General features: G+C 45.1%; 19 protein-coding genes. 4 read left to right on the top strand and 15 right to left on the bottom strand.

Going from position 1 to position 22,382, the window contains the following annotated elements:
* Positions 1–120: 120 nt before the first annotated feature.
* Complete coding sequence (locus tag AC04Q4_RS16345) at positions 121–846, bottom strand: TraX family protein (RefSeq protein ID WP_476389302.1); 726 nt, start codon at positions 844–846, stop codon at positions 121–123.
* A gap of 239 nt (positions 847–1,085) precedes the next feature.
* Here AC04Q4_RS16345 and nudC point away from each other — a divergent pair, with 239 nt between their 5' ends.
* Complete coding sequence (gene nudC, locus AC04Q4_RS16340) at positions 1,086–1,922, top strand: NAD(+) diphosphatase (protein WP_476389301.1); 837 nt, start codon at positions 1,086–1,088, stop codon at positions 1,920–1,922.
* Positions 1,923–2,043: 121 nt separating this feature from the next.
* On the opposite strand, the gene glgP is transcribed toward nudC, so the two are convergent.
* Together glgP and AC04Q4_RS16330 are read right to left on the bottom strand one after the other, a co-directional pair.
* On the bottom strand, positions 2,044–4,311 hold the full coding sequence (gene glgP / locus AC04Q4_RS16335; RefSeq protein WP_476389300.1) for a glycogen/starch/alpha-glucan family phosphorylase: 2,268 nt from the start codon (positions 4,309–4,311) through the stop codon (positions 2,044–2,046).
* Positions 4,312–4,528: 217 nt separating this feature from the next.
* Positions 4,529–5,446 (bottom strand): helix-turn-helix domain-containing protein, encoded by a 918-nt coding sequence (locus AC04Q4_RS16330; RefSeq protein WP_178773262.1) that lies wholly within the window; start codon positions 5,444–5,446, stop codon positions 4,529–4,531.
* 275 nt (positions 5,447–5,721) lie between these two features.
* Here AC04Q4_RS16330 and AC04Q4_RS16325 point away from each other — a divergent pair, with 275 nt between their 5' ends.
* A complete protein-coding gene (locus tag AC04Q4_RS16325) occupies positions 5,722–6,936 on the top strand; it encodes an iron-containing alcohol dehydrogenase (RefSeq protein WP_173738258.1) in 1,215 nt (404 codons plus the stop codon).
* 41 nt (positions 6,937–6,977) lie between these two features.
* Positions 6,978–8,357 (top strand): aldehyde dehydrogenase, encoded by a 1,380-nt coding sequence (locus tag AC04Q4_RS16320; protein WP_173738259.1) that lies wholly within the window; start codon positions 6,978–6,980, stop codon positions 8,355–8,357.
* Positions 8,358–8,422: 65 nt separating this feature from the next.
* On the opposite strand, the gene AC04Q4_RS16315 is transcribed toward AC04Q4_RS16320, so the two are convergent.
* The 12 genes from AC04Q4_RS16315 to trpE form a co-directional block, all read right to left on the bottom strand.
* The gene (locus AC04Q4_RS16315) at positions 8,423–8,602 is read right to left on the bottom strand and encodes a hypothetical protein (protein WP_173738260.1); all 180 of its coding nucleotides are present in this window, start codon (positions 8,600–8,602) and stop codon (positions 8,423–8,425) included.
* A 418-nt stretch (positions 8,603–9,020) separates the two neighbouring features.
* Complete coding sequence (locus AC04Q4_RS16310; RefSeq protein ID WP_173738261.1) at positions 9,021–10,499, bottom strand: APC family permease; 1,479 nt, start codon at positions 10,497–10,499, stop codon at positions 9,021–9,023.
* Positions 10,500–10,600: 101 nt separating this feature from the next.
* Positions 10,601–11,383 carry an ethanolamine ammonia-lyase subunit EutC gene (eutC, locus tag AC04Q4_RS16305; protein ID WP_173738262.1) on the bottom strand — a complete coding sequence of 261 codons (783 nt, stop codon included), beginning with the start codon at positions 11,381–11,383 and terminating at the stop codon, positions 10,601–10,603.
* A 21-nt stretch (positions 11,384–11,404) separates the two neighbouring features.
* Entirely contained in the window at positions 11,405–12,778 is a 1,374-nt protein-coding gene (locus AC04Q4_RS16300) for an ethanolamine ammonia-lyase subunit EutB (protein ID WP_173738263.1), read from the bottom strand.
* Between the two features lie 9 nt (positions 12,779–12,787).
* Positions 12,788–14,224: an ethanolamine ammonia-lyase reactivating factor EutA gene (locus tag AC04Q4_RS16295; protein ID WP_173738264.1), complete on the bottom strand. Its 1,437-nt coding sequence runs from the start codon at positions 14,222–14,224 to the stop codon at positions 12,788–12,790.
* A 281-nt stretch (positions 14,225–14,505) separates the two neighbouring features.
* Complete coding sequence (gene trpA, locus AC04Q4_RS16290; RefSeq protein WP_173738265.1) at positions 14,506–15,288, bottom strand: tryptophan synthase subunit alpha; 783 nt, start codon at positions 15,286–15,288, stop codon at positions 14,506–14,508.
* Positions 15,281–16,465: a tryptophan synthase subunit beta gene (gene trpB / locus AC04Q4_RS16285; protein WP_173755949.1), complete on the bottom strand. Its 1,185-nt coding sequence runs from the start codon at positions 16,463–16,465 to the stop codon at positions 15,281–15,283. Before trpB ends, trpA begins: the two co-directional genes overlap by 8 nt.
* Before the next feature lies 1 nt (position 16,466).
* Positions 16,467–17,114 (bottom strand): phosphoribosylanthranilate isomerase, encoded by a 648-nt coding sequence (locus tag AC04Q4_RS16280; protein ID WP_476389299.1) that lies wholly within the window; start codon positions 17,112–17,114, stop codon positions 16,467–16,469.
* Positions 17,115–17,221: 107 nt separating this feature from the next.
* Complete coding sequence (gene trpC, locus AC04Q4_RS16275; protein WP_476389298.1) at positions 17,222–18,016, bottom strand: indole-3-glycerol phosphate synthase TrpC; 795 nt, start codon at positions 18,014–18,016, stop codon at positions 17,222–17,224.
* A 29-nt stretch (positions 18,017–18,045) separates the two neighbouring features.
* A complete protein-coding gene (trpD, locus tag AC04Q4_RS16270; protein ID WP_476389297.1) occupies positions 18,046–19,059 on the bottom strand; it encodes an anthranilate phosphoribosyltransferase in 1,014 nt (337 codons plus the stop codon).
* A 57-nt stretch (positions 19,060–19,116) separates the two neighbouring features.
* Positions 19,117–19,695: an anthranilate synthase component II gene (locus tag AC04Q4_RS16265; RefSeq protein ID WP_226843103.1), complete on the bottom strand. Its 579-nt coding sequence runs from the start codon at positions 19,693–19,695 to the stop codon at positions 19,117–19,119.
* Complete coding sequence (trpE, locus tag AC04Q4_RS16260) at positions 19,692–21,179, bottom strand: anthranilate synthase component I (RefSeq protein WP_476389296.1); 1,488 nt, start codon at positions 21,177–21,179, stop codon at positions 19,692–19,694. The genes AC04Q4_RS16265 and trpE overlap by 4 nt, the downstream gene beginning before the upstream one ends.
* A gap of 512 nt (positions 21,180–21,691) precedes the next feature.
* On the opposite strand from trpE, the gene AC04Q4_RS16255 reads away from it, so the two are divergent.
* Entirely contained in the window at positions 21,692–22,369 is a 678-nt protein-coding gene (locus tag AC04Q4_RS16255) for a GTP pyrophosphokinase (RefSeq protein ID WP_119238747.1), read from the top strand.
* The last annotated feature ends 13 nt before the right edge of the window (positions 22,370–22,382 follow it).

Here is a 22,382-nt window from a genome sequence, read left to right as displayed (position 1 = left end):
TAATTTTTTTGATTTCAAGAGTTTTTCTTTAATTTTCTTATTTTCTTACAGACTTACTATGTTTTACTGATATACTTTTTTATTTTCAGCAATCTGTCTGATACATTTTTTCAGCATCTTTTACAAGATCCACATTTTGATCAAACTTAAGATCAGCAGATGTGCCGGATAGAAAATATAGAAAAACCACTTGGAAAACTTCGGTGCTTTTTCAGATTTTTTTCCATTATAGAAGCAGATAATGATAATTCCTGATACTATGATTCCAATTGCTGAAAGCAATGCATGAAGCAATGCCTGTGCAGCCGGCAAAGTTTCGGCATAAGACGCGTAATTAAACGCAGCAAAAAGCACTGCTCCGATTCCATAAGCCTGAACCATTTTCTTTCTGTTTCCCCATGCTGCATGGAACCAGATTGTAAAAACAGGTGCCAGAATCGCCCAGTCCGAATAAACGGACAGGACCAGCAGAATGAGTGTAAGCGGAATCCTCCACTTACTTACCATCATCTTATCCTGGATCACCAGGATCATGAAGCAGATAAACAGTGTAAATATCATATTCAGCTGCGAAAAATCAAATGCCATCATATAGGGAACCTGGGAGATTCCTGCAAAGATCAGAAGTCTCTCGCCATATTTTCTCCGGGAATGTGTATAGTAAAAACCTTCCACAAGGAAATAGCACATGGTAATGGCTGTGAAGTAGCCGATATCAACCAGTACTTCCCAGAGTATCGTGTTTTCCGGTAACAATACATTGGCGATATGGTTCAAAAGCATAGTAAAAATTGCCAGATATTTAATGGCATCCCGGGTCAGTCCCGGCTTTTCTGTTGTTGTCATGATCTTCTCCTTCTGTACAGAAAACTTCTCAGACCTTTAACATCTTCTGCACAATATAATACATTTATCTTACACTGATTTTCTGACTCATACAACTTTTTTGTTATTACTGGTCACCAAAAGGACAGTTGCCTTTTTCTTAAGGTAAGCTTATACTGTAGAAAGCGTGCTGTATTTTATATGGCAAAACTTCTCAGCAAACGTTGTAAAACAATAAATTCGGAAAGGAATTATCGATCATGATCCAGGATATCACACCACATACCTATCACAACGAATACAAGCCTGTGGCCCCGGATAAAGGAAGCCACATCCTCGCCTATGAAGAAGGAAAGATCCTTATGAAAAAAGATGGCGAGACTATGACTCTTCCAAGCTTTGGAGAGCTGGAAGGAAAAGTTGAAAACCTATATGAGAATTATATCTATCTCTTCTCCGTTGACGAAGAGCATTTTTATCTGATCCCGGATCTTGACACCAGTCTCCTTCCTGGTTATCAGTTTGAAATCACAAGAGTTCTCCGCACAGCAGAGCCACAGTATCTGGCTTTCGCAGGAATCACCGGATATCAGCTCTTTCAGTGGTACAGCAAGCGTCGTTTCTGCGGCTGCTGCGGCCAGCCAATGGTACACGATAAGACAGAGCGCAAAATGATCTGTCCTTCCTGCGGAAACGGAGAATATCCGGTACTTTCCCCTGCTGTGATCGTAGGCGTTACCAACGGCGACAAGCTGATCCTCTCCAAATATGAGGGCCGAAATCACACCCGCTACGCCATGATCGCAGGTTTTGCCGAGATTGGCGAGACCATCGAAGAGACCGTTCACCGTGAAGTTATGGAAGAGATCGGCATAAAGGTCAAAAATCTCCGCTACTACAAGAGCCAGCCATGGTCCTTCTCCGGCACTCTCCTGTTCGGCTTCTACTGTGACCTAGACGGCGATGACACCCTCACTGTAGACCACAATGAACTCTCCATGGCCTCCTGGTTCAATCGGGAAGACATCCCGGATGAGGGCGATAATATCAGCCTTACCAAGGAAATGATGATGGCATTTAAGCATGGGAGGGCCTGAAATGACTTCATAAAAACTTTTCCATTGAAATATTTCCTATTTCCGGACACAAAAAAGCACCGACGTTCTGCTGTAAATTCAACTGAACGTCGGTGTTTCTTTTATTCTGACTGCTGTGATATTATTTCTCCGCTGTCAGATGCCAGATATCTCTGTTGTACTCCTCGATAGTTCTGTCTGAAGAAAAGTATCCTGCTTTTGCGATGTTTACAAGCATCTTCTCTGCCCATGCGGTTCTGTCCTCATAATCGCACAGTGCCTGATCTTTCACCTTTGCATAATCCTCGAAGTCAAGAAGAGTCATGAACCAGTCTTTGCTTACGATCTCGTGATGCAGTCTTCTTAAATGCTCCTCACTTCCGATAGCAAGAAGTTCATTTCCAATGATGAAATCTACTGCGTGGCGGATACGCTCGTCTTTGTCGTAGAAATCTTTTGCACAGTAATCTGCTTTCTCATAGTGATTGATAACCTGCTCACTGGACTCACCGAAGATATAGATATTATCCTTACCTACCAGCTGGCTGATCTCCACATTTGCACCATCCATAGTACCAAGTGTCACAGCACCGTTAAGCATAAATTTCATGTTTCCGGTTCCGCTGGCTTCTTTTGATGCAAGAGAAATCTGCTCGGAGATATCGCAGGCCGGAATCAGCTTCTCTGCTGCACTTACATTGTAGTTTTCCACCATAACAACCTTCATATATGGAGAAACTTCCGGATCATTGTTGATAAGTTCCTGTAAGCAGAGGATCAGGTGGATAATGTCCTTTGCGATAACGTATGCAGGAGCTGCTTTTGCACCAAAGATAAAGGTTACCGGACGCTCCGGTTTCTCACCTGCTTTGATCTTCAGGTAACGATCAATGATATACAGGGCATTCAGCTGCTGACGTTTGTACTCATGAAGACGTTTGATCTGGATATCATAAACACTGTGAGTATTGATTTCCTCTCCTGTGTTGGCTTTGATAAACTCTGCACATCTCTTCTTTGCATCCTGTTTGATCTTCAGGATATTTGCAAGAACATCCTGGTTTCCTTTGAAGTCAAGCATCTTGTCAAGCTCAAAAGAATCTTTGCGGAAGCCGTCACCGAGCATGGATGTGATGTACTCTGTCAGCGGATGGTTGCAGTGAAGAAGCCATCTGCGGAAGGTGATTCCATTTGTCTTATTATTAAATTTATCCGGATAGATCTCATAGAACTGATGAAGCTCTGTTTCCTTCAGTATATCTGTATGAAGGGATGCAACACCGTTGATGGAAAATCCGTAATGAATGTCCATATGTGCCATGTGAACCAGGTCGTTCTTATCAATGATTGCAAGATTCTCCTGCGGATATTTTGCTTTGATACGCTCGTCCAGTTTGCGGATGATCGGCATCAGATGCGGAACAACCTCCTCAAGATAGGAGATCGGCCATTTCTCAAGTGCCTCTGCAAGGATGGTATGGTTGGTATAAGCGCACACATGAGATACAATCTCACAAGCCTCCTCAAATTCGATTCCGCGCTCTGTAAGAAGACGGATCAGCTCCGGAATTACCATACTCGGATGTGTATCATTGATCTGAATCACTGCGTAATCAGCAAGGTCATGAAGATTGCAGCCTTTTGCTGTTGCCTCATCCAGGATCAGCTGTGCTGCATTGCTTACCATGAAATACTGCTGATAAATACGAAGCTTTCTTCCTGCGTCATCACTGTCATCCGGATACAGGAACAGTGTCAGGTTGTGGAGCAGATCCTTCTTATCAAAGGAGATTCCCTCGCCTACAATGCTCTCATCTGCAATATCAATATCAAAAAGACGAAGCTTGATCGCTTTGTTCTCATATCCTGCTACATCAATATCATACAGTGTGGATTTCAGCATAAATCCCTTAAACGGTACATAGTAGGAAATTCCTGCATCTGTAAGCCAGCTCTCCGGCTCGATCCACGGGTTCGGTGTCTCAAACTGAAGATGATCTTTAAACTCCTGTTTAAAAAGTCCAAGGTGATAATTAAGGCCGATTCCTTCACCCGGAAGACCTAAGGTTGCGATGGAATCCAGGAAGCAGGCTGCCAGTCGGCCAAGTCCACCGTTTCCAAGAGATGGCTCCGGCTCGATCTCCTCGATCATGGAAAGCTCTTTACCGTTCTCTTTAAGATATTTTGCAACTTCATCATAAACACCCAGATTGATCAGGTTGTTGGAGAGCAGTTTACCGATGAGAAACTCTGCGGAAATATAATAAATTTTCTTTTTTCCGTCCTGATAACCGCGACCCTTCAGCTGCTCTTTTGTCCAGGAGAGAAGTCCGTGATAGATTTCCTCGTTTGTACAATCTTTTACATTTTTGTTATATTTGTCTTCAAATACTTTGCTTAATGTTTCCATTTTTTGATCTCCTTTCATGGATCTTGATGGGATGAAATATGTTTTTACAAGGTTGTTTGCTTTGTTTTTGATGATATTAGGATATCACGCATTTCCTTTCAAAAATATAACAATCCTGTCATGATATGCAAGATATTTGTCAGACTGTTTTTCCCTTTTTACTGCAGCTCTGCATAGAAATGTAACCGGGACATGTGCGACTGCTGCGTGAGCTTTCTCATATCTGTCTCATACTCTTCCTGTACTTATGCGGCGAAACTTTATTGGACTGCTGAAATTTCTTGATAAAATAGCTTGTACTATTAAATCCCACCTGCATGGCTATCTCCGTCACAGGTGCATCGGAATGTGTCAGAAGGTACTTCGCCTTCTCCATACGGAAGTCATTGATGTATTCCACCAGAGTTTTTCCCGTATACTGGCGGAAAAGCTTCATAAAATAATACTCACTGTAATTGGAAAGTCCGGAAAGCTCTGAAACGGTAAGATTCTCCTGATAGTGAAGGCTGATATGATCCAGAACTTCCTTTACTGCTGCAAGACTTTTATTCTGCTCTGTACTTACCGGGATAATATAATGCTTTGTCAGCATCTCATAAAAGAAATCAAAGAACAGCATTTTCAGCTTCACATAAAAATATGGCTCTTTCTCCGTATGACAGTCATGGATCTCCAGAAAAATTTCCCGAAGCTTCTCATATCCGGAATCTCCTTCTTCTATATGATGGCAGAATTCCGCCTTGTTTTCTATTAATGGTGATACCACACATTCCTGGCAGATATCTCCCGGCTGACCTGCAAGGAAGCCCAGGCTGAAAACCACACTCTTATAATAAAGAGGCTTCTTAAGATCAGTTCGCATACTGTGGAGAACTCCACAGTTCACGATCAGGATGTCCCCTTTTTTCAGACGGATACTTTCCCTGTTCAGTCTGGCAAAACCGCTGCCTTTTTCAATATACATGATCTCCATCTCACTGTGCCAGTGGTCATACAGTGCATGAAAGATCTCGCAGTTTCCCGTATAGGTTTCCACCGGCAGTTCAAAGGAACCGTGAGGACTTAATTCTTTTAGGTTATCATCCACTTCAGATACGTGAAGAGGATTTTTTTCGGATGTGTCTGTTTCTGGCATGATTTCCTCCGTGATCAATATCTGTCCAGCGGATATTCTCATTCCACTGTACTGGCATAATAATCCGTTTATTTCTCTTAGTGTAAAGGATATTTGCAGCCATGACAATATTATATTTTTCCGTTTTCTTTTTTATGACGTTACTGTTACTCCGTTCTCAGCAACACGCCTCGCAATGCACTTCCACAAACAGCAATCTTGACTTTTCCCCTTCCAACTGCTATATATAATATTTAGTATAAAATAATTTGACTTTAAAAGGAATGAAAACTGCTATGAATCCATTGAAAAAAGCTTACTGCCGGATTTTTCAGAACATCTTTAAATTCGCCCTTCCACTGCTTCCTTACCGCAATCCGAAGATCATCGGAAGTGTCAAAGGAATCCCGGAAGTTCTGGAAAAAAGAGATTATAATAATGTACTTATCATCACAGATGCAGGGATCCGAAGCCTTGGCCTTACGGAGCGTCTGGAACAGACGCTGAAGCGAAGTTGCATCTCTTATCATATCTACGACAAAACCGTTGCCAATCCAACAACCGTCAATGTAGACGACGCTCTTCACATGTATCTGGATAATGACTGCCAGGCGATCATTGGTTTTGGCGGCGGTTCCAGTATGGACTGTGCCAAAGCCACAGCAGCCCGCATTGCCAAACCGCATCAGTCTCTTGCTCAGATGAAGGGAATCCTGAAAATCCACAAAAAGCTTCCTCTTCTCATCGCTATTCCTACAACTGCCGGAACCGGAAGTGAAACAACACTTGCAGCCGTGATCACAGATGCACAGACCCGGCACAAATATGCCATCAACGATTTTCCGCTGATCCCACGCTACGCAGTCCTTGATCCAAAGGTTACCTTAAGCCTTCCACCGTTTATCACAGCTACAACCGGAATGGATGCCCTGACCCATGCAGTGGAAGCGTACATCGGCAACTCCACCACGCCAGGCACAAGAAAAAATGCCCTGGATGCTGTCAGACTGATCTTCGAAAACCTGGATACCGCCTACACAGATGGCAATAATATTGAAGCAAGACGAAATATGCTCCGCGCTTCCTATTTCGCAGGCTGCGCCTTCACCAAATCTTACGTTGGATATGTCCACGCAATTGCACATTCCCTTGGTGGAAAATATAATGTTCCACACGGACTTGCCAATGCAGTGATCCTGCCTATGGTGCTGGAAACATACGGAGATTCCATCACTCACAAGCTCCGCAACCTGGCTGTAACTGCAGGTCTCTGCGACAAACATGAGGATGATAAAACTGCTGCACAGATGTTTATTGATGCTGTAAAAGATATGAAAAAACGCTTCGGTATCGGTGATCACATCCCTGAGATCCAGGAAACAGATATCCCGGAACTTGCTCATTATGCAGACAAAGAAGCCAATCCGCTGTACCCGGTTCCTGTGCTGATGGATGCCGGTGAACTTGAGACATTATATTATCGCCTGATGCCGCCAGTCAGTAATTCCTGAGTATCAACTCACACAACATTTTCAGAAAGGAGCTTCAATCCATGGAAAAAGAACAGATCACCCGGCTTTTAGATAAACAACGCCAGTACTTCTACTCCGGCGCAACTTTAAATCTTGATTTTCGTATCAGCGCCCTGAAACGTCTTCGTGCCTCCATCCGAAAACACGAGCATCAGATTCACGCTGCTCTGAAAAAAGATCTTGGAAAAAGCAATTTCGAGAGCTACATGTGCGAAACCGGTCTCGTGCTTTCTGAGATCACACATATGCTGAAAAACATCCGCTCCTATGCAAAAGAACAGACCGTTCCCACTCCTCTGGCACAGTTCCACTCCCGCAGTTTCCGCAAACCATCCCCATATGGCGTGGTCCTTATCATGAGTCCATGGAACTATCCGTTCCTTCTCACAATCGAGCCTCTGGTCGATGCCATTGCAGCCGGAAACACTGCCATTCTGAAACCAAGTGCTTACTCACCGGCTACAAGCGAAGTGATCCGCCTTCTGATCCACGAATGCTTTGATGAAAAATATGTTGCTACTGTCACAGGCGGACGCGCGGAAAACACCCATCTTCTCAGCCTGCATTTTGATTACATCTTCTTTACAGGAAGCCAGGCTGTAGGAAAAGATGTTATGCGAAAGGCTTCTGAATACCTTACCCCAGTTACTCTGGAGCTCGGCGGAAAAAGCCCCTGCATCGTGGATAAAACCGCTAATCTCCGCCTTGCAGCAAAACGTATCGTATTCGGCAAGTTCCTGAACTGCGGACAGACCTGCGTAGCACCGGACTATATCTACTGTGATCCGGAGATCAAAGATGCCCTGGTTGCAGAACTCCGCAGACAGATTACTCGTCAATATGGAAAAGAACCGCTCAAAAACCGGGACTATGGAAAGATCATCAATGAAAAGCATTTCGACCGTATCAACAGCCTCATTGACCCGTCCAAAACAGTGTGCGGCGGCAGCTCCGACCGTAAAACCCTCCAGATCGAACCAACGATCCTGGATAATGTAACCTTCGATGATCCGGTCATGCAGCAGGAGATCTTCGGCCCGGTACTCCCTGTCCTCACCTACGACTCTCTAGGAAGTGCTGTCACCAGGATCAACTCCATGCCCCATCCCCTGGCTCTCTACATCTTCACCAGCGACGAAAAAAACGCCCGGGAAGTAACTTCCCGGTGCGGTTTCGGCGGCGGCTGCATCAATGATGTTCTCATTCATCTCGCAACCAGCAATATGGGCTTCGGTGGCTTCGGAGAAAGTGGCATGGGTTCCTACCACGGAATCGACGGTTTCCGGACTTTCTCCCATTACAAGAGTATTGTAGATAAGAAAACATGGATTGATCTGCCTATGCGGTATCAGAAATATCGGAAGATCTATGAAACAATGGTTAGAATGTTTATGCGGTAACTATGTTCTTTCATATAAAAACTGCCAGAGTACAGTACCTGAAAATACTGTCCCCTGGCTTTTTTTTAATTACCGCTTCCTGTGCGGAAGTTTACTTTCTTCTGTATCTGATGAGCCATCCCATAACCATAAGTTCCATAAACGCCCGTATGCCAGCCCTTCGCCTGGCCTTCCGGATCGTAATGATAACTATGTCTGGTATATCCATCCCAGGCTCCGTCATCTGCTTGATAACGGGGCAGCATTCTTTTTGTGTCCTTTAAATTATTTTTTCTGTAATTTCAATACTTCCTCAATCGGTAATCCCGAGAACTTGGAAATATCTTCTGTAGAAAATCTTGGATTTTCCAACATTGACTGTGCGGTAAGCAAAGCCTGTTCCTGAAGACTTCTTGGAGCTGTCCAAGAGTCCGTTCCGAAATATACGACTACCGTTATGACTGGTATCAGCCGATCATTACTGTAAAATCCGGTAAGATATTCTCCGGAAGTAGGGGCCCGTTGATCGGCTTCTCTGTGTGATCTTTGGTGATTGTATCCTCGGTACCCACAGGTTTCATCACCTTTGATCTTGTTATGTAATCAGATGCTATTTTCTATCTGATTCACATACAGCGTAACATAGTTTTCCCTTTCTGAAAAGGATAATATTTCCCAACCTTATCAGAAAATGATCGGTATTATATAGATTCCAAGTGCTATAACAGTTGCAATTACAGTAGCAATTTTCCAGATATTATATTCTTTGTCCATTTTGGCTTTTTCTTCTGGTGATGGCTCTTCGATGGTTCCGATTTCTTCTTCAATGCTTGGTATCTTATTTTCATGTTTTCTTGTAAAGATCGCCCAGTAAATGATTGCTGCGACTGTTACGACTCCTGATGTGATAAGAGCTACTTTGTCTGCAAAGATCAGCATAAATGCGTAGATCACAATGGTAAAAATACAGCCAAATTTTCCGCCTGGAGCTACATATGGACGTTTCATATCCGGGCAGTGTTTCTTAAGTCCCAGATAAGCCAGACAGCCGATGATGTAGCAAAGCGCCAGTGAGATCAGTGATACGGATGCAATATAGTTGATGGATCCTGTTGCAATCAGGATAATGTTGATGATACCTACAACAAGAACTGCCATGTACGGTGTTTTGTATTTTGGATGTACTTTGCAGAGGAATGACGGCAATGATTTATCTTCAGCCATTGTGTAAATGTATCTGGCCGGTGCTGCAATTCCAGGGTTAATGGTGGAAAGGTCGCCGCCAAATGCAATACCGATGCAAAGAAGAATGATCGGAAAACCGACAAGTCCGGCTGCTTTCAAGCCTTCTGCATAAGGTGCATCAGCAACTGCAAGCAGATGATAATAGTTATGCGGTACAAGACCTACAAGAAACCACTGGAACAGTGCGTTGCACACAAATACAAGAAATACGGAAATTTTTAATGCTCGCGGCAGTGTATACTGCGGATATTTTGTCTCGGCTCCCATGGATACGCAGGTTTCAAAACCTGTGTAGCACCACCATACAAGACCGAAAATGTACATCATTTCTTTGAATGGCGGCAGGGAATCCATTGCAATGCCTCCGAAATATTCCAGATGGATCTTCGGAATCATGTACAGGAACCATGCAATGGCACAGCCCCAGAAAAAGAAGATAAATCCTGTCTGAGCTTTGCCTGACATCTCAATTCCCTTAAAGTTCAGTACCAGAAAAAACAGTACCAGGATAATGGCAATGATACGAGAATCCACGCCTTCCAGGTTGATTCCAAACTGTCCGAACAGTATCTTGAAATAGTTGGAAAATGCAAGTGTCTCACCAGCTCCGATACCAACAACGGAAATGATGTAATGCCAACCTGCAAGGTTAGCCCATACACGGTTCAGGCCACGTTTTGCATAGTTGTAAGTTCCTCCTGCACAAGGCAGTGCAGCTGACATCTCACCGTAAATCAGGCATGGCCAGACTGAGATCAGAAGTGCCAGAAATGTGATCACGATGATCCATGATCCTACGTGTCCGATCTGAGCTGATCCGCATGTAAAAAGTCCTACACCGACAACCGTTCCGATGGTCATGCTGATAGATTCTTTCAGGCCCAGGGCCCGGACTAACTGTGTTTCGTTTTTTTCCATAATGTTGCTCCTCCTTTGTTCCCTCGTGCTTCAATAATAAAGTCTTTTTATATGAAGAAAAGGAGCCCGGATTTTTTTCATTCCGTGCTCCTTTGCAACCGTTACTCTGCGTTTGAAAATTCAACGCCGCTTTTCTTTTTTTCAAGGATCTGTGTGATCAGATCAACGATATGTGCTGCCGCCTCTACCGGCGGCACTCCGTGCCTGCTGATGTTGGAAACAACTGTGTATTCCGATTCCAGCATATCCGGCCTTGCATGATAGGCAATGTAAGCTGACATGCTTTCTGAAGTGAGAAGTCCGGGCCGTTCTCCAATTAAAACACAGGTAACTTCTGCTCCCAGAAGAGGCCCTATCGTCCTTGCGGTATTAACTCTGCAGTACCGTACAAAAAATGGTGTTCCCACTGTGATACCTCTGTCTTCCAGACCCATTTTTATGGTAGGAAAAAGATCCGGGATATTGGCTGCGATAGATGGTGAACAGAGTCCGTCACCAAAATAAATCTGGACTTTTGGATTATGTACACAGTTTTCGGAGATCTTTTTCCGGGCATCCGGAAGAAAAATCCTTCCCCAGTCAGGCCGCAGCAGCATCTCGTGCTTGTCAGAACATTTTGTACGTACTTCAAAAACTCCCAGTTCTTTTACAACTTCCTCGGGTACTTCATTGAATACTGCATCATTGGCAGCTGCATGAGAAGCCAGAAAACGAAGCTGTGCTTCTGTTGTATATCTTGGACCGCAATGGCCGATTCCAATTCTTGCAGGAGTGGCATGTTTCATTTTCCACATTTCCTTGAGATTATGGGGATGATCTACCTGCATGTAATCCATAATATCTGTTGCTGTAATATCTCTTAAACATCCTGCTGCACTGCTCATATCCTGCACCTCCTGTTTATTCTATCTCATATCAAAAAACATGGACGGGTCTCCGGCATTTTTTCCCAGATGACCGTTTTCCCAGAATCCTCTTTTTTCCAACCATTCCCTGAATTCCGGAATGGGCTGTTTTTTCAGAAGCTGGCGTACACTTGCCACGTCGTGATAACTGGTAGACTGATACATCAGCATAATATCATCTGCCTGCGGAAGTCCCATTACATAATGGACACCTGCTGTTCCAAGAAGCGTAAGGATCGTCTCCGAATCGTTCTGGTCTGTTGGCATGTGGTTTGTATAGCAGACATCACATCCCATGGGAAGCCCGTGGAGATGTCCGCAGAACACATCTTCCAATGCTGCCCTTGTCAGCTGCTTGGTGTCATAGATGTATTCCGGTCCCATGAAACCTACTACTGTATTGATCAGAAATGGATGGTAATGTCTTGCCAGACCGTAGCACCTGCATTCCATTGTCTGCTGATCTGCTCCGAAAGCTGCGGAAGAGGAAAGCTCTGAACCCTGTCCTGTCTCAAAATACATTACATTCGGTCCTTTTGCATGGCCTCTGTCTTTAAAAAGTGCGTCTGCTTCTTCCAGCATGAAAGTCGTCACTCCAAATGCGGACAATGCTGCTTCTGATCCTGCAATGGACTGGAAACAGAGATCTGCACTTCCCTGTCCGGATCGTAATGCCTCCATCTGGGTTGTCACATGGGAAAGAACACATGTCTGAGTCGGAATCTCATATTTATCACGTATATCTCCAAGTACTTTCCAGATGGCCAGTGTGCTGTCCACGGTATCAATTGCCGGATTCAGACCGATCACTGCATCACCGGAACCGTAGCTTAAACCTTCCAGAGTACTTGCCGCAACGCCCTCTGCATCATCTACCGGGTGGTTTGGCTGAAGTCTTGCTGCCAGAACATTTTCACCTCCAATGGTTGTGTTGCAGGTAGCTGTGATATGAAGCTTGCTTCCTGCAAGGATCATATCCATATTTCCCATGATCTTGGAAATTCCGGCGATCACTTCACTTGTCATTCCTCTGGACGCCCGCAGGATCATTTCACTTGTTGTGCTGTCACTTAAGATCCACTCCCTCATTTCCTGGATGGTTTTTCCCTTGATTTCCGCATATACTTGCTCATCAATATCGTCCTGGATGATCCTTGTTACTGCATCTTCTTCATACGGGACAGAAGGATGATTCCGGATATCTGCCACTGTCAACTGTCCAAGAACTTCTTTTGCTGCAATTCGCTCCAACGTACTTCCGGCACATACACCGGCAAGTTCATCACCCGATTTTTTCTCGCTTGCTTTCGCAAGAAGTTCTTTTACATCTTTAAATTCATATGTCTGACCCAGCATTACTGTTTTTAATATCATTCTCAACACCTACCCGTTAAATATTAAAGTTTTTACAACTGCCGGAATTACAGTTCCTGATGCTACCGGCTCTCCCAGATCAATGAAGTCTCCACTTTCACAGTGGATCCCGTCAATACAGATAATATCCCGCTTTCCCTTCAGCCTGTGCCCCAGAGCCTGACCTACTGCTTTTCCGATGTCTTCTTCAAACACTACGATCAGCGGCTGCTTTTCCCTGCATTCTTTTTCATACTGGGAAACGATCTTCTCCGCGATTTCCTGTACCTGTTTAAAAGACGGGCATTTCAGACCTTTCATGGATATGGCTGTCTGGCGGTCTTCTGACTGTTTTTCCATGTAAAGCTGCATCTCTCTGTAAATGTTTTTGTCCAGATCCGGGATATCCTCCGGTCTTTCCAGCAACGGCCGGACTACCGGGATATTTTTCATTGGAAAAAGATCTGCCGTATATTCAATGGTACTGCCTGAAATATCCATGCTGTAATTTCCGGCTCCGATCACTGTAGCCCGCATGGTCTCTCTGGCATTTCTCACGTCCGCACTCTGAAATGAAGGATTTTTCCTGATGGCCTGAGCCAGGAGTATACCGATATCTCCATATCGGAAAACATCTTCCTCTTCCCCGAAACATGCTGCTACGCCTCCTGAAAAAGTAAGGATCTCCGGTTTCTTCCGGCAGCTGATCAGATGATTGGCTTTCATATGTTCCAGAAGATCCTGCTGTGTTTCGGATATTCCATTTATGCCTACTGACTGTGCCAGGATCTCTGCCATGGCATCTGTCAGAGTTCGTAAGCCTCTTTCTTCAGCTCGCTTTCCTTCTCTGATGTCAAGTTTCATTTTATCTGCCAGCCACCGGATCTTCGGTGCCACATATGTAAGAAACCCATCCTGTATCTGTACCAGCCTTCCGCCGATATCCAGACATGCGGTGTCAAGCATATGTCCGTTTTCAAAAAAACAGATGTTACTGGTTCCGCCTCCGATGTCCAGATTCGCCACAATACTTCCGGTATCCTTTGAAAGCTGTGCTGCACCTGAGCCTTTTCCCGCAAGAACAGATTCCAGATCTGCACCAGCCGTAGCAACTACGAAATCTCCTGCAATTCCTGAGATAGCTTTTACCACATCTTCCGCATTTTTCTTTCTGGAGGATTCACCTGTAATAATCACTGCACCTGTACTGAGATCTGAAGCCTTGATCCCTGCTTTTTTATATTCTCCGTCGATAATATCATGAACCTTTTCTCCGTCGATCTCATCTCTGGACAGAAGCGGTGTGAAATATACCTTGCTTCTGTAGAACACATCCTTCGATATCACTTTGATCTGCGGGATTCTGCCGAATCCGCCTGTATTCTGCAAGAGCATGCGGCTGAAAACCAACTGCGTGGTGGATGTTCCGATATCAATTCCTGCACTCAGGATTTCCTCTTCTTTCACAGTTTCACCTCCCTGATCTGTCCCAGAAAACCTTAACGCTGATCTTATACGTAAAAAGAGCACCAGCCTTAGGCTGATGCTCCGTTGCATATTCTCTGATTACTGTTCATTCATTTTTATGTCTTTCAAGAAAGTAACTGCATTATAGCATAGCATTTTCTAACCTGCAATTTGATTTTTTCACAAAATCAGAGAACATTTTTCATATTTTTTTGTAATATCATGACAAATTGTACTTTTTTATTAAATTATACTATTCCAGAAATATTTTCCGAATTTTCTCACTCTAGACCACGAATTGCATCCTTCATCTCTTTCACATAATCCTTGACTTTCGGCACACAGTCCTTGCCATAAGCTCCGCAAAGCTTTACAATGGCAGATCCTACGATGGCTCCGTCGGACTGGTCAGCCATCTTTTTTGCCTGCTCCGGAGTTGAGATTCCGAAGCCTACGGCACATGGGATGTCTTTCTGGGCTTTTACCAGCTTCACCATGGCTCCGATATCTGTGGTAATGTTGGTACGCATTCCTGTTACTCCAAGGGAAGATACGCAGTAAACAAAGCCTTCTGCTTCTTTGGCGATCATGGCGATTCTCTCATGGGAGGTCGGTGCGATCAGGGAGATCAGGTCAAGACCGTACTGTTTGCACACAACGTCGAACTCTTCTTTTTCCTCAAAAGGAACATCCGGAAGGATCAGTCCGTCCATTCCAGCTTCTGCTGCACGCTTGATGAAACGCTCTGTTCCGTAGGAAAATACTACGTTTGCGTAGGTCATGAATACCATTGGGATTTTTGTGTTTTTACGGATTTTTTCTACCATTGCAAAAACTTTATCTGTTGTCACGCCGCCTGCAAGTGCGCGGACATTGGCCTCCTGGATCACAGGCCCTTCTGCTGTGGGATCAGAGAACGGGATTCCAAGCTCGATCAGATCTGCTCCAGCTTCCTCCATTGCATAAACCAGCTGTTCTGTTATCTCCAGAGACGGATCTCCGCAGGTTAAAAAAGGAATAAATGCTTTTCCGTTTGCAAATGCTTCTGTAATTCTCTTATTCATGAATATCCTCCCCTCTGTAGCGTGCGATCGCCGCACAGTCCTTATCTCCACGTCCTGAAATAGTAACTACCATGATCTTGTCTTTTCCAAGCGTCGGTGCGATCTTTTTCGCATAGGCCACTGCGTGAGCACTTTCGATCGCAGGGATGATTCCTTCTGTTCTGGAAAGATACTCAAAAGCATCTACTGCCTCGTCGTCTGTTACAGGCACGTATTCTGCTCTTCCGATATCATAAAGGTGTGCATGCTCCGGTCCTACTCCCGGGTAATCCAGACCTGCGGAAATAGAGTATACCGGTGCGATCTGACCGTATTCATCCTGGCAGAAATAGGATTTCATGCCGTGGAAGATTCCAAGACGGCCGGTTGCAATGGTTGCTGCTGTCTCTGCTGTATTCACGCCACGTCCTGCTGCCTCACAGCCGATAAGACGAACATCTTTATCCTCAATGAAATTATAGAAGGTTCCGATGGCATTGGAGCCGCCGCCTACGCAGGCCAGAACAACATCCGGAAGTCTGCCCTCTTTTTCCAGCATCTGCTCTTTAATCTCCTTGGAGATCACTGCCTGGAAATCACGGACGATGGTCGGGAACGGATGTGGTCCCATAACAGATCCCAGTACATAGTGGGTATCTGAGATACGGTTTGTCCACTCACGCATTGTCTCGGAAACAGCATCTTTTAAGGTTGCTGTTCCACTTGTAACTGCATGGACTTTTGCTCCGAGGAGACGCATTTTATATACGTTCAGAGCCTGACGTTCCGTGTCTTCTTTTCCCATGAAAACCTCGCACTCCATACCCATTAAAGCTGCTGCGGTTGCAGTTGCAACACCATGCTGGCCGGCTCCTGTTTCTGCGATGACACGGGTCTTGCCCATTTTTTTTGCAAGAAGTACCTGTCCCAGAACGTTATTGATCTTGTGAGCTCCTGTGTGGTTTAAGTCTTCTCTTTTCAGATAGATCTTTGCTCCGCCAAGGTCTTCTGTCATATGTGCCGCATAGTAAAGACGGGATGGTCTTCCTGCATATTCATTGAGAAGCTCTGTGAGCTCACGGTTGAATTCCGGGTCGTTTTTGTAGTGGTTGTATGCTTCCTCAAGCTCCAGAACGGCGTTCATCAGTGTTTCCGGGATGTACTGTCCGCCATGGATGCCGAATCTTCCTTTTGACATGTTATATTTCCTCCTTTATATTCCTCACGGTCTGTACCGCTTTTAATATTTTATCCGGGTCTTTGTGACCGTCGGTTTCCACGCTGCTGCTTAAATCTACTGCCCAGGGGTGAAGCAGATGTATGGCTGATTCCAGATTTTCACAGCCCAGGCCTCCTGCCAGAAACCAGGGACGTTTGATCGCCGGTACCAGACTCCAGTCGAAAGTTTCTCCTGTTCCTCCTGCGCCCTGATCCAGAAGAATATAGTCTGCTTCCGAACGGATCGCTTTCTTTATATCTGCTTCTGTTTTTATGGAAAAAGCCTTTATCAGAAGCTGGTCTGTCATGGTCTTAAGCTGTCTTATATAATTCTCGTCTTCCTGTCCGTGAAGCTGTGCCAGTGCAATGGTTCCTTCGTTTAAAAGCTGTGCGGGAAGCTCCACCGGTGCATTGACGAATACGCCTACCGGCAAAATGCTCTCATCCAGTTCTTTCCGAAGAGCCTTCAGCCGGTCCACTGTGACGTTTCTCCTGCTTTTCGGGAATTCTACAATGAATCCACAGAAGTCCGGTTTAGCCTGGTTCACTGCCTGGATGTCTTCCGGGCGGGTGAGGCCACAGATCTTGATTCTGGTTCTGCGCCCATGTTTCAACTGTTGTTCTCTCATATTCAGCCAATCCTGCCCTTTCTGTCTGACCCTGCACCTTCCTGTTTCGTTACTGTTTGCTGCTGGTCAGCTCTGTTACTTATTTGCTCTATTCTTTCGTTTAACCTTTATACAAGTGCTCCGCCATTCAGCTTTTCCAGTGCCGCTTTCTTATCCGCGCTTCGCATCAGGGTCTCACCGATCAGGACTGCCCCTACCCGGTTTCTTTCCAGAATAGCGATATCTCCTGCGTTTTTGATTCCGCTTTCTGAAACGAACACTACATTATCCGGTGCCAGATTTCTCAGACGGATGCTGTTATTCATATCAACATTAAAGGTTTTCAGGTCACGGTTATTGACTCCAACGATCTTTGCACCTGCTTTTAATGCTCTTGCCACTTCTTCCTCGTCGTGGGCTTCCACCAGTGCATCCATTCCCAGAGCTTCTGCCAGCTCCCTGTATTCCAGGAGTTCCTGATCATTTAAGATGGCGCAGATCAGAAGCACTGCCGATGCGCCGAATGCTTTTGCCTGATAGATCATATACTTATCCACCGTAAAATCCTTTCGGAGTACCGGGATATCCACCGTTTCTGCGATCTCACGGAGATAAGCGTCGCTTCCCATAAAGTAAAATGGCTCCGTGAGACAGGAAATTGCAGATGCACCTGCTGCCTCGTATTCTTTCGCGATTTCCAGATATGGAAAATCCGGTGCGATCAGTCCTTTGGACGGGGAAGCTTTTTTTACTTCGCAGATGTAAGACATGCCCGTTTTTTTCAGTGCTTCCAGAAAGGAGGGCTGCTGCGGTGCTTTTTCTGCTAGGGCTTTCAGCTGATCCAGGGGAAACTGAAGTTTTTCCTTCCGGATACGTTCTCTTGTTTTTTCTGCGATTTCTTCCAGAATGTTTTTTTCGCTCATTCTTTGTTTCTCTCCTGACGCTATTATCTTTAAATCTCGTTACTTAATTTGATGAATTCCTCAAGTTTAGCTGCAGCAGCACCACTGTCGATCAGGTTTTCAGCCATCTTCACGCCATCTTCTATAGTCTTCGCTTTTCCTGCGATATAAAGTGCTGCGCCTGCGTTCATGCACACAGCCTGACGCTTCGCTCCTTTTTCAGTTCCGTTTACAATAGCTTTTGTAATCTCTGCGTTCTCTGCCGGTGTGCCGCCTGCCAGTTCTTCTTTGCTGCAGCGTGTGTAGCCGAACTGCTCCGGTGTGATCTCATAGGACTGGAACCATCCGTCCTTGATCTCGCATACAGAAGTCGATGCACTCATGGAAATCTCATCCAGCTTATCCTGTCCGAAAACTACCATTCCGCGGTTCACGCCAAGTTTCATCATAACCTGTGCAAGCGGCTCTACCAGAGACTGGTCAAAGACTCCCATCAGCTCCATATTTGCGCCAGCCGGATTGCTTAATGGTCCGAGAATGTTAAATACAGTACGGATTCCAAGCTCTTTACGGATCGGTGCCACATATTTCATTGCAATGTGATAATTCTGTGCGAAAAGGAAGCAGATATTGATCTTTTTCAGGAGCTCTGCACTCTTTTCCGGCGGAATGGTGATCTTTACGCCAAGTGCTTCCAGAACATCCGCTGCGCCGCTCTTGGAGGATGCTGCACGGTTTCCGTGTTTTGCTACCGGAACGCCGCCTGCTGCGATCACAAGAGAAGAGGTTGTGGAAATGTTAAAGGAGTTTGCTCCGTCACCACCGGTTCCTACGATCTCCAGAACATCCATATCGTGGAGAAGCTTGATACAGTGTGCTCTCATACCTGCTGCAGATGCAGTGATCTCATCAATAGTCTCTCCTTTCAGAGAAAGTGCAGTAAGGTAGGATGCCATCTGTACCGGTGTTGCCGCACCGTCCATGATCTCATTCATTACGGCTTCTGCTTCGTCATATGTAAGATCTTCTTTTTTTGAAAGCTTGATGATTGCTTCTTTGATCATTTTTGTTTCCTCCTGTTCTGTAACGATTCTGTCTTTTATGGATTGCCGTTCTCTGTCTTATCTTTCTCTGACAACTTTTATAAAGTTCTCGATCATTGTTTTTCCATCTGGTGTCATAACTGATTCCGGATGGAACTGTAATCCGAAGATCAGATATTCTTTATGTTCCAGTGCCATGACCTCGCCATCCTCAGACTCTGCCGTGACAATGAGCTCTTCTGGTAAGGTATCCCGGATTGCTGCCAGTGAGTGATATCTGGCTGCCGGAAAAGTTTCCGGAAGTCCTTCAAACATCCGGCTCTTTCCAACTTTATGTATTTCTTTCTGCTTTCCATGCATCAGCTCTTTTGCATAGGATACTGTCCCTCCAAAGGCTTCACAGATGGACTGATGTCCAAGGCAGATACCCAGGATCGGCAGCTTGTCTTTGAAATATTTTATGGATTCAATACAGATTCCTGCATCCTCCGGTCTTCCCGGACCAGGGGAAAGGATCAGTGCTTCCGGCTTCATGGCCTCCAGTTCTTTGATGGTCACTTCATCGTTTCTTACTACCTTGATATCCGGCTCCACAGAACCGATCAGCTGGTAAACATTATAGGAAAAGCTATCATAATTATCGATCAGTACTATCATTCCAGTCCCTCCTGTGCAGTTTCAATTGCCTGTACAACGGCTCTTGCCTTATTGCAGCATTCCTGAAATTCACTTTCCGGAACACTGTCTGCCACGATTCCGGCTCCTGACCGGATGCAGATCTCGCCGTTCTTTTTATAAACCAGGCGAATGGCAATACATGTATCCAGGTTTCCGGCAAAATCCAGATATCCGATAGCTCCACCGTAAATGCCTCGCTTGCTCTGTTCCAGTTCCTGGATGATCTGGCAGGCACGGAATTTCGGTGCTCCGGAAAGTGTTCCTGCCGGAAGAATGGCATCTACTCCATCTACAGCGTCTTTATCGTCCCGGATCCGGCCAGTGACTGTGGAACCGATATGCATAACATGGGAAAAACGCTCAATGCACATATATTTTTCTACGTTCACGGTACCGATCTTACTGATCTTTCCGATATCATTTCGACCAAGATCCACCAGCATGTTGTGCTCCGCACGTTCCTTCTCATCAGCCAGGAGTCCTTTTTCCAGTGCCAGGTCTTCTTCTTTTGTCTTGCCTCTTGGTCTTGTTCCTGCCAGCGGGAAGGTACTTAATTCTGTTCCTGCAAGCCTGGCAAGTGTTTCCGGGGAAGCTCCTGCAATCTCAATATCATCACTGGAAAAATAAAACATATACGGTGAAGGATTGGTAGCCCTGAGAACACGGTATGTATCAAAAAGACTTCCCTCCGCTTTCGCTCTCATCGGATTGGAGAGCACCACCTGGAAAATATCTCCTTCGTGGATGTAATGTTTCGCTTTCTCAACCATCTCACAGTATTTTGCTTTCGGAAACTGGGGTTCAATGGAAGATTTCAGCTTCAGTGACGGAAATTCATCCTGCTTTCCATTGCGGATCAGATCTGCCATCTCTTTTAATTTCGCTTCCGCTTTCTGGTAGGAGTTTTCCAGATCATCTGTCATCACTCCTGTAATGAGAAGCACCTTTTGTCTGTAATGGTCAAATGCAATTACCTGGTCAAAAAGCATCAGGTCCATATCACGGAAATCCTGTTCTGTCTCATCTGTAAGATTCAGCTTCGGCTCGCTGTACTTGATGTAGTCGTATGAAAAATATCCTACCAGACCGCCGGTGAAAGTAGGCATATCTTCCAGCACCGGGCTTTTATATTCTTTCAGGATCTTTCGGATGGCATCTCCCGGATGCTTCACCTGCTGTACGGTTTTCTCTTCAGTTCCGTTCTCGTGGATCTTTCGGATCTGAAGCTTTCCATCTGTACAGGTAATTTCCATGGACGGTTCATATCCCAGGAAGGAATACCGTCCCCATACCTCTGTCTGGCTGGCACTTTCCAGAAGATAACAATGTCTGCTGGCTGTGCGTAAGGTCCTCATCACTTCTACCGGTGTGTAGCGGTCGGAATACAGTTCTCTGCATACGGGGATGCGCCGGTATTCGCCTGACTGTGCAATAGTTTTAAGTTGTTCTAATGTTGGATACATATACAGGCCCTCCTGAGTTCTTATCATCTCACCTGCCGGAAGGAAACAGAACATAACGGAAAATTTACATACAAAAATCGCCCGTCTCCGGCAGAATCCAGTTCTGCCAGGGACGAGCGTCAAATTCAAAATCACCCGCGGTGCCACCCTGATTCACGGTTCGATCCGTGCACTTGGCGGAATACCTTCATATTCCCGGCAACTGACGTATGCCTTCACGTCACAGAATACTCGGTATCTACAACACCTTTCCCTGTGCCCTCAGCGGTCCATTTGATAAACTGCCTCTCGATCCGGCTCTCACCCTCCCGGACTCTCTGTGCGCGCATGAATATCTTTATCTCCGCTTCAACGGTTTAATGGTTTACTCGATTAAATTTTTTATATAAAATAGCATAGCTTTTCTGATATGTCAATACAAAAGTTGAAAAAAATGTTATTTTGTCCTATAATTATGTTAGTAAACTTGTCATAAAAATCACAAAAGAAAGGAGCCCTATCGTAAAAATACTATGGCTGAAAATAACAAAAACACCTGGCTGGACACACCTGATCCACAGGTTTTTATCAAAAATTCCGCAAGATTCAATGATTTGATGATGATGTACCGCTGTACTGTCCGTGAGGTACGCACCAAGCTGGAAGTCCTCAACGACGAATTCTCACTGGAATATAAACGTAACCCTATCTCCTTCATCAAGACAAGGATCAAAAAACCGGAAAGTATTTACAAAAAGCTCAAAAAACTCGGCTATGAGTTTACTGCGGAGAATATTCAGAATCAGCTGAATGATGTGGCCGGCATCCGTGTTGTCTGTGCCTTTATCGATGATATCTACACCATTGCAGACCTGATCACCAAACAGGATGACATTACCGTCATTCAGGTAAAGGACTATATCAAAAATCCAAAACCAAACGGCTACCGCAGCTATCACATGATCGTGGAGATTCCTGTGTTCTTCTCCAAGGGAAAAACTCCCATGCGTGCGGAGATTCAGATCCGTACCAATGGAATGGATTTCTGGGCTACTCTGGAACATCAGCTGCGTTACAAACAGAATATTGAAGAAATGGACGGTTATGAAGAGGTCAGCAATGAGCTGCTGAACTGCGCCCGCGCTGTGATCGATATGGATAACGAAATGCAGCGGATCAAAAACAAAATCGGACAGTTCCATGATATTTAAAACAGGTGAGGCT

It is taken from the genome of Blautia sp. HA8986, from assembly GCF_056504635.1.
This window is presented reverse-complemented; position numbering and strand designations above follow the sequence as displayed.

Coding starts and splice junctions, on each gene's coding strand:
- AC04Q4_RS16345 (WP_476389302.1), bottom strand. CDS start 846: ATGACAACAACAGAAAAGCCGGGACTGACCCGGGATGCCATTAAATAT.
- nudC (WP_476389301.1), top strand. CDS start 1,086: ATGATCCAGGATATCACACCACATACCTATCACAACGAATACAAGCCT.
- glgP (WP_476389300.1), bottom strand. CDS start 4,311: ATGGAAACATTAAGCAAAGTATTTGAAGACAAATATAACAAAAATGTA.
- AC04Q4_RS16330 (WP_178773262.1), bottom strand. CDS start 5,446: ATGCCAGAAACAGACACATCCGAAAAAAATCCTCTTCACGTATCTGAA.
- AC04Q4_RS16325 (WP_173738258.1), top strand. CDS start 5,722: ATGAATCCATTGAAAAAAGCTTACTGCCGGATTTTTCAGAACATCTTT.
- AC04Q4_RS16320 (WP_173738259.1), top strand. CDS start 6,978: ATGGAAAAAGAACAGATCACCCGGCTTTTAGATAAACAACGCCAGTAC.
- AC04Q4_RS16315 (WP_173738260.1), bottom strand. CDS start 8,602: ATGCTGCCCCGTTATCAAGCAGATGACGGAGCCTGGGATGGATATACC.
- AC04Q4_RS16310 (WP_173738261.1), bottom strand. CDS start 10,499: ATGGAAAAAAACGAAACACAGTTAGTCCGGGCCCTGGGCCTGAAAGAA.
- eutC (WP_173738262.1), bottom strand. CDS start 11,383: ATGAGCAGTGCAGCAGGATGTTTAAGAGATATTACAGCAACAGATATT.
- AC04Q4_RS16300 (WP_173738263.1), bottom strand. CDS start 12,778: ATGATATTAAAAACAGTAATGCTGGGTCAGACATATGAATTTAAAGAT.
- trpA (WP_173738265.1), bottom strand. CDS start 15,288: ATGAATAAGAGAATTACAGAAGCATTTGCAAACGGAAAAGCATTTATT.
- trpB (WP_173755949.1), bottom strand. CDS start 16,465: ATGTCAAAAGGAAGATTCGGCATCCATGGCGGACAGTACATCCCGGAA.
- AC04Q4_RS16280 (WP_476389299.1), bottom strand. CDS start 17,114: ATGAGAGAACAACAGTTGAAACATGGGCGCAGAACCAGAATCAAGATC.
- trpC (WP_476389298.1), bottom strand. CDS start 18,016: ATGAGCGAAAAAAACATTCTGGAAGAAATCGCAGAAAAAACAAGAGAA.
- trpD (WP_476389297.1), bottom strand. CDS start 19,059: ATGATCAAAGAAGCAATCATCAAGCTTTCAAAAAAAGAAGATCTTACA.
- AC04Q4_RS16265 (WP_226843103.1), bottom strand. CDS start 19,695: ATGATAGTACTGATCGATAATTATGATAGCTTTTCCTATAATGTTTAC.
- trpE (WP_476389296.1), bottom strand. CDS start 21,179: ATGTATCCAACATTAGAACAACTTAAAACTATTGCACAGTCAGGCGAA.
- AC04Q4_RS16255 (WP_119238747.1), top strand. CDS start 21,692: ATGGCTGAAAATAACAAAAACACCTGGCTGGACACACCTGATCCACAG.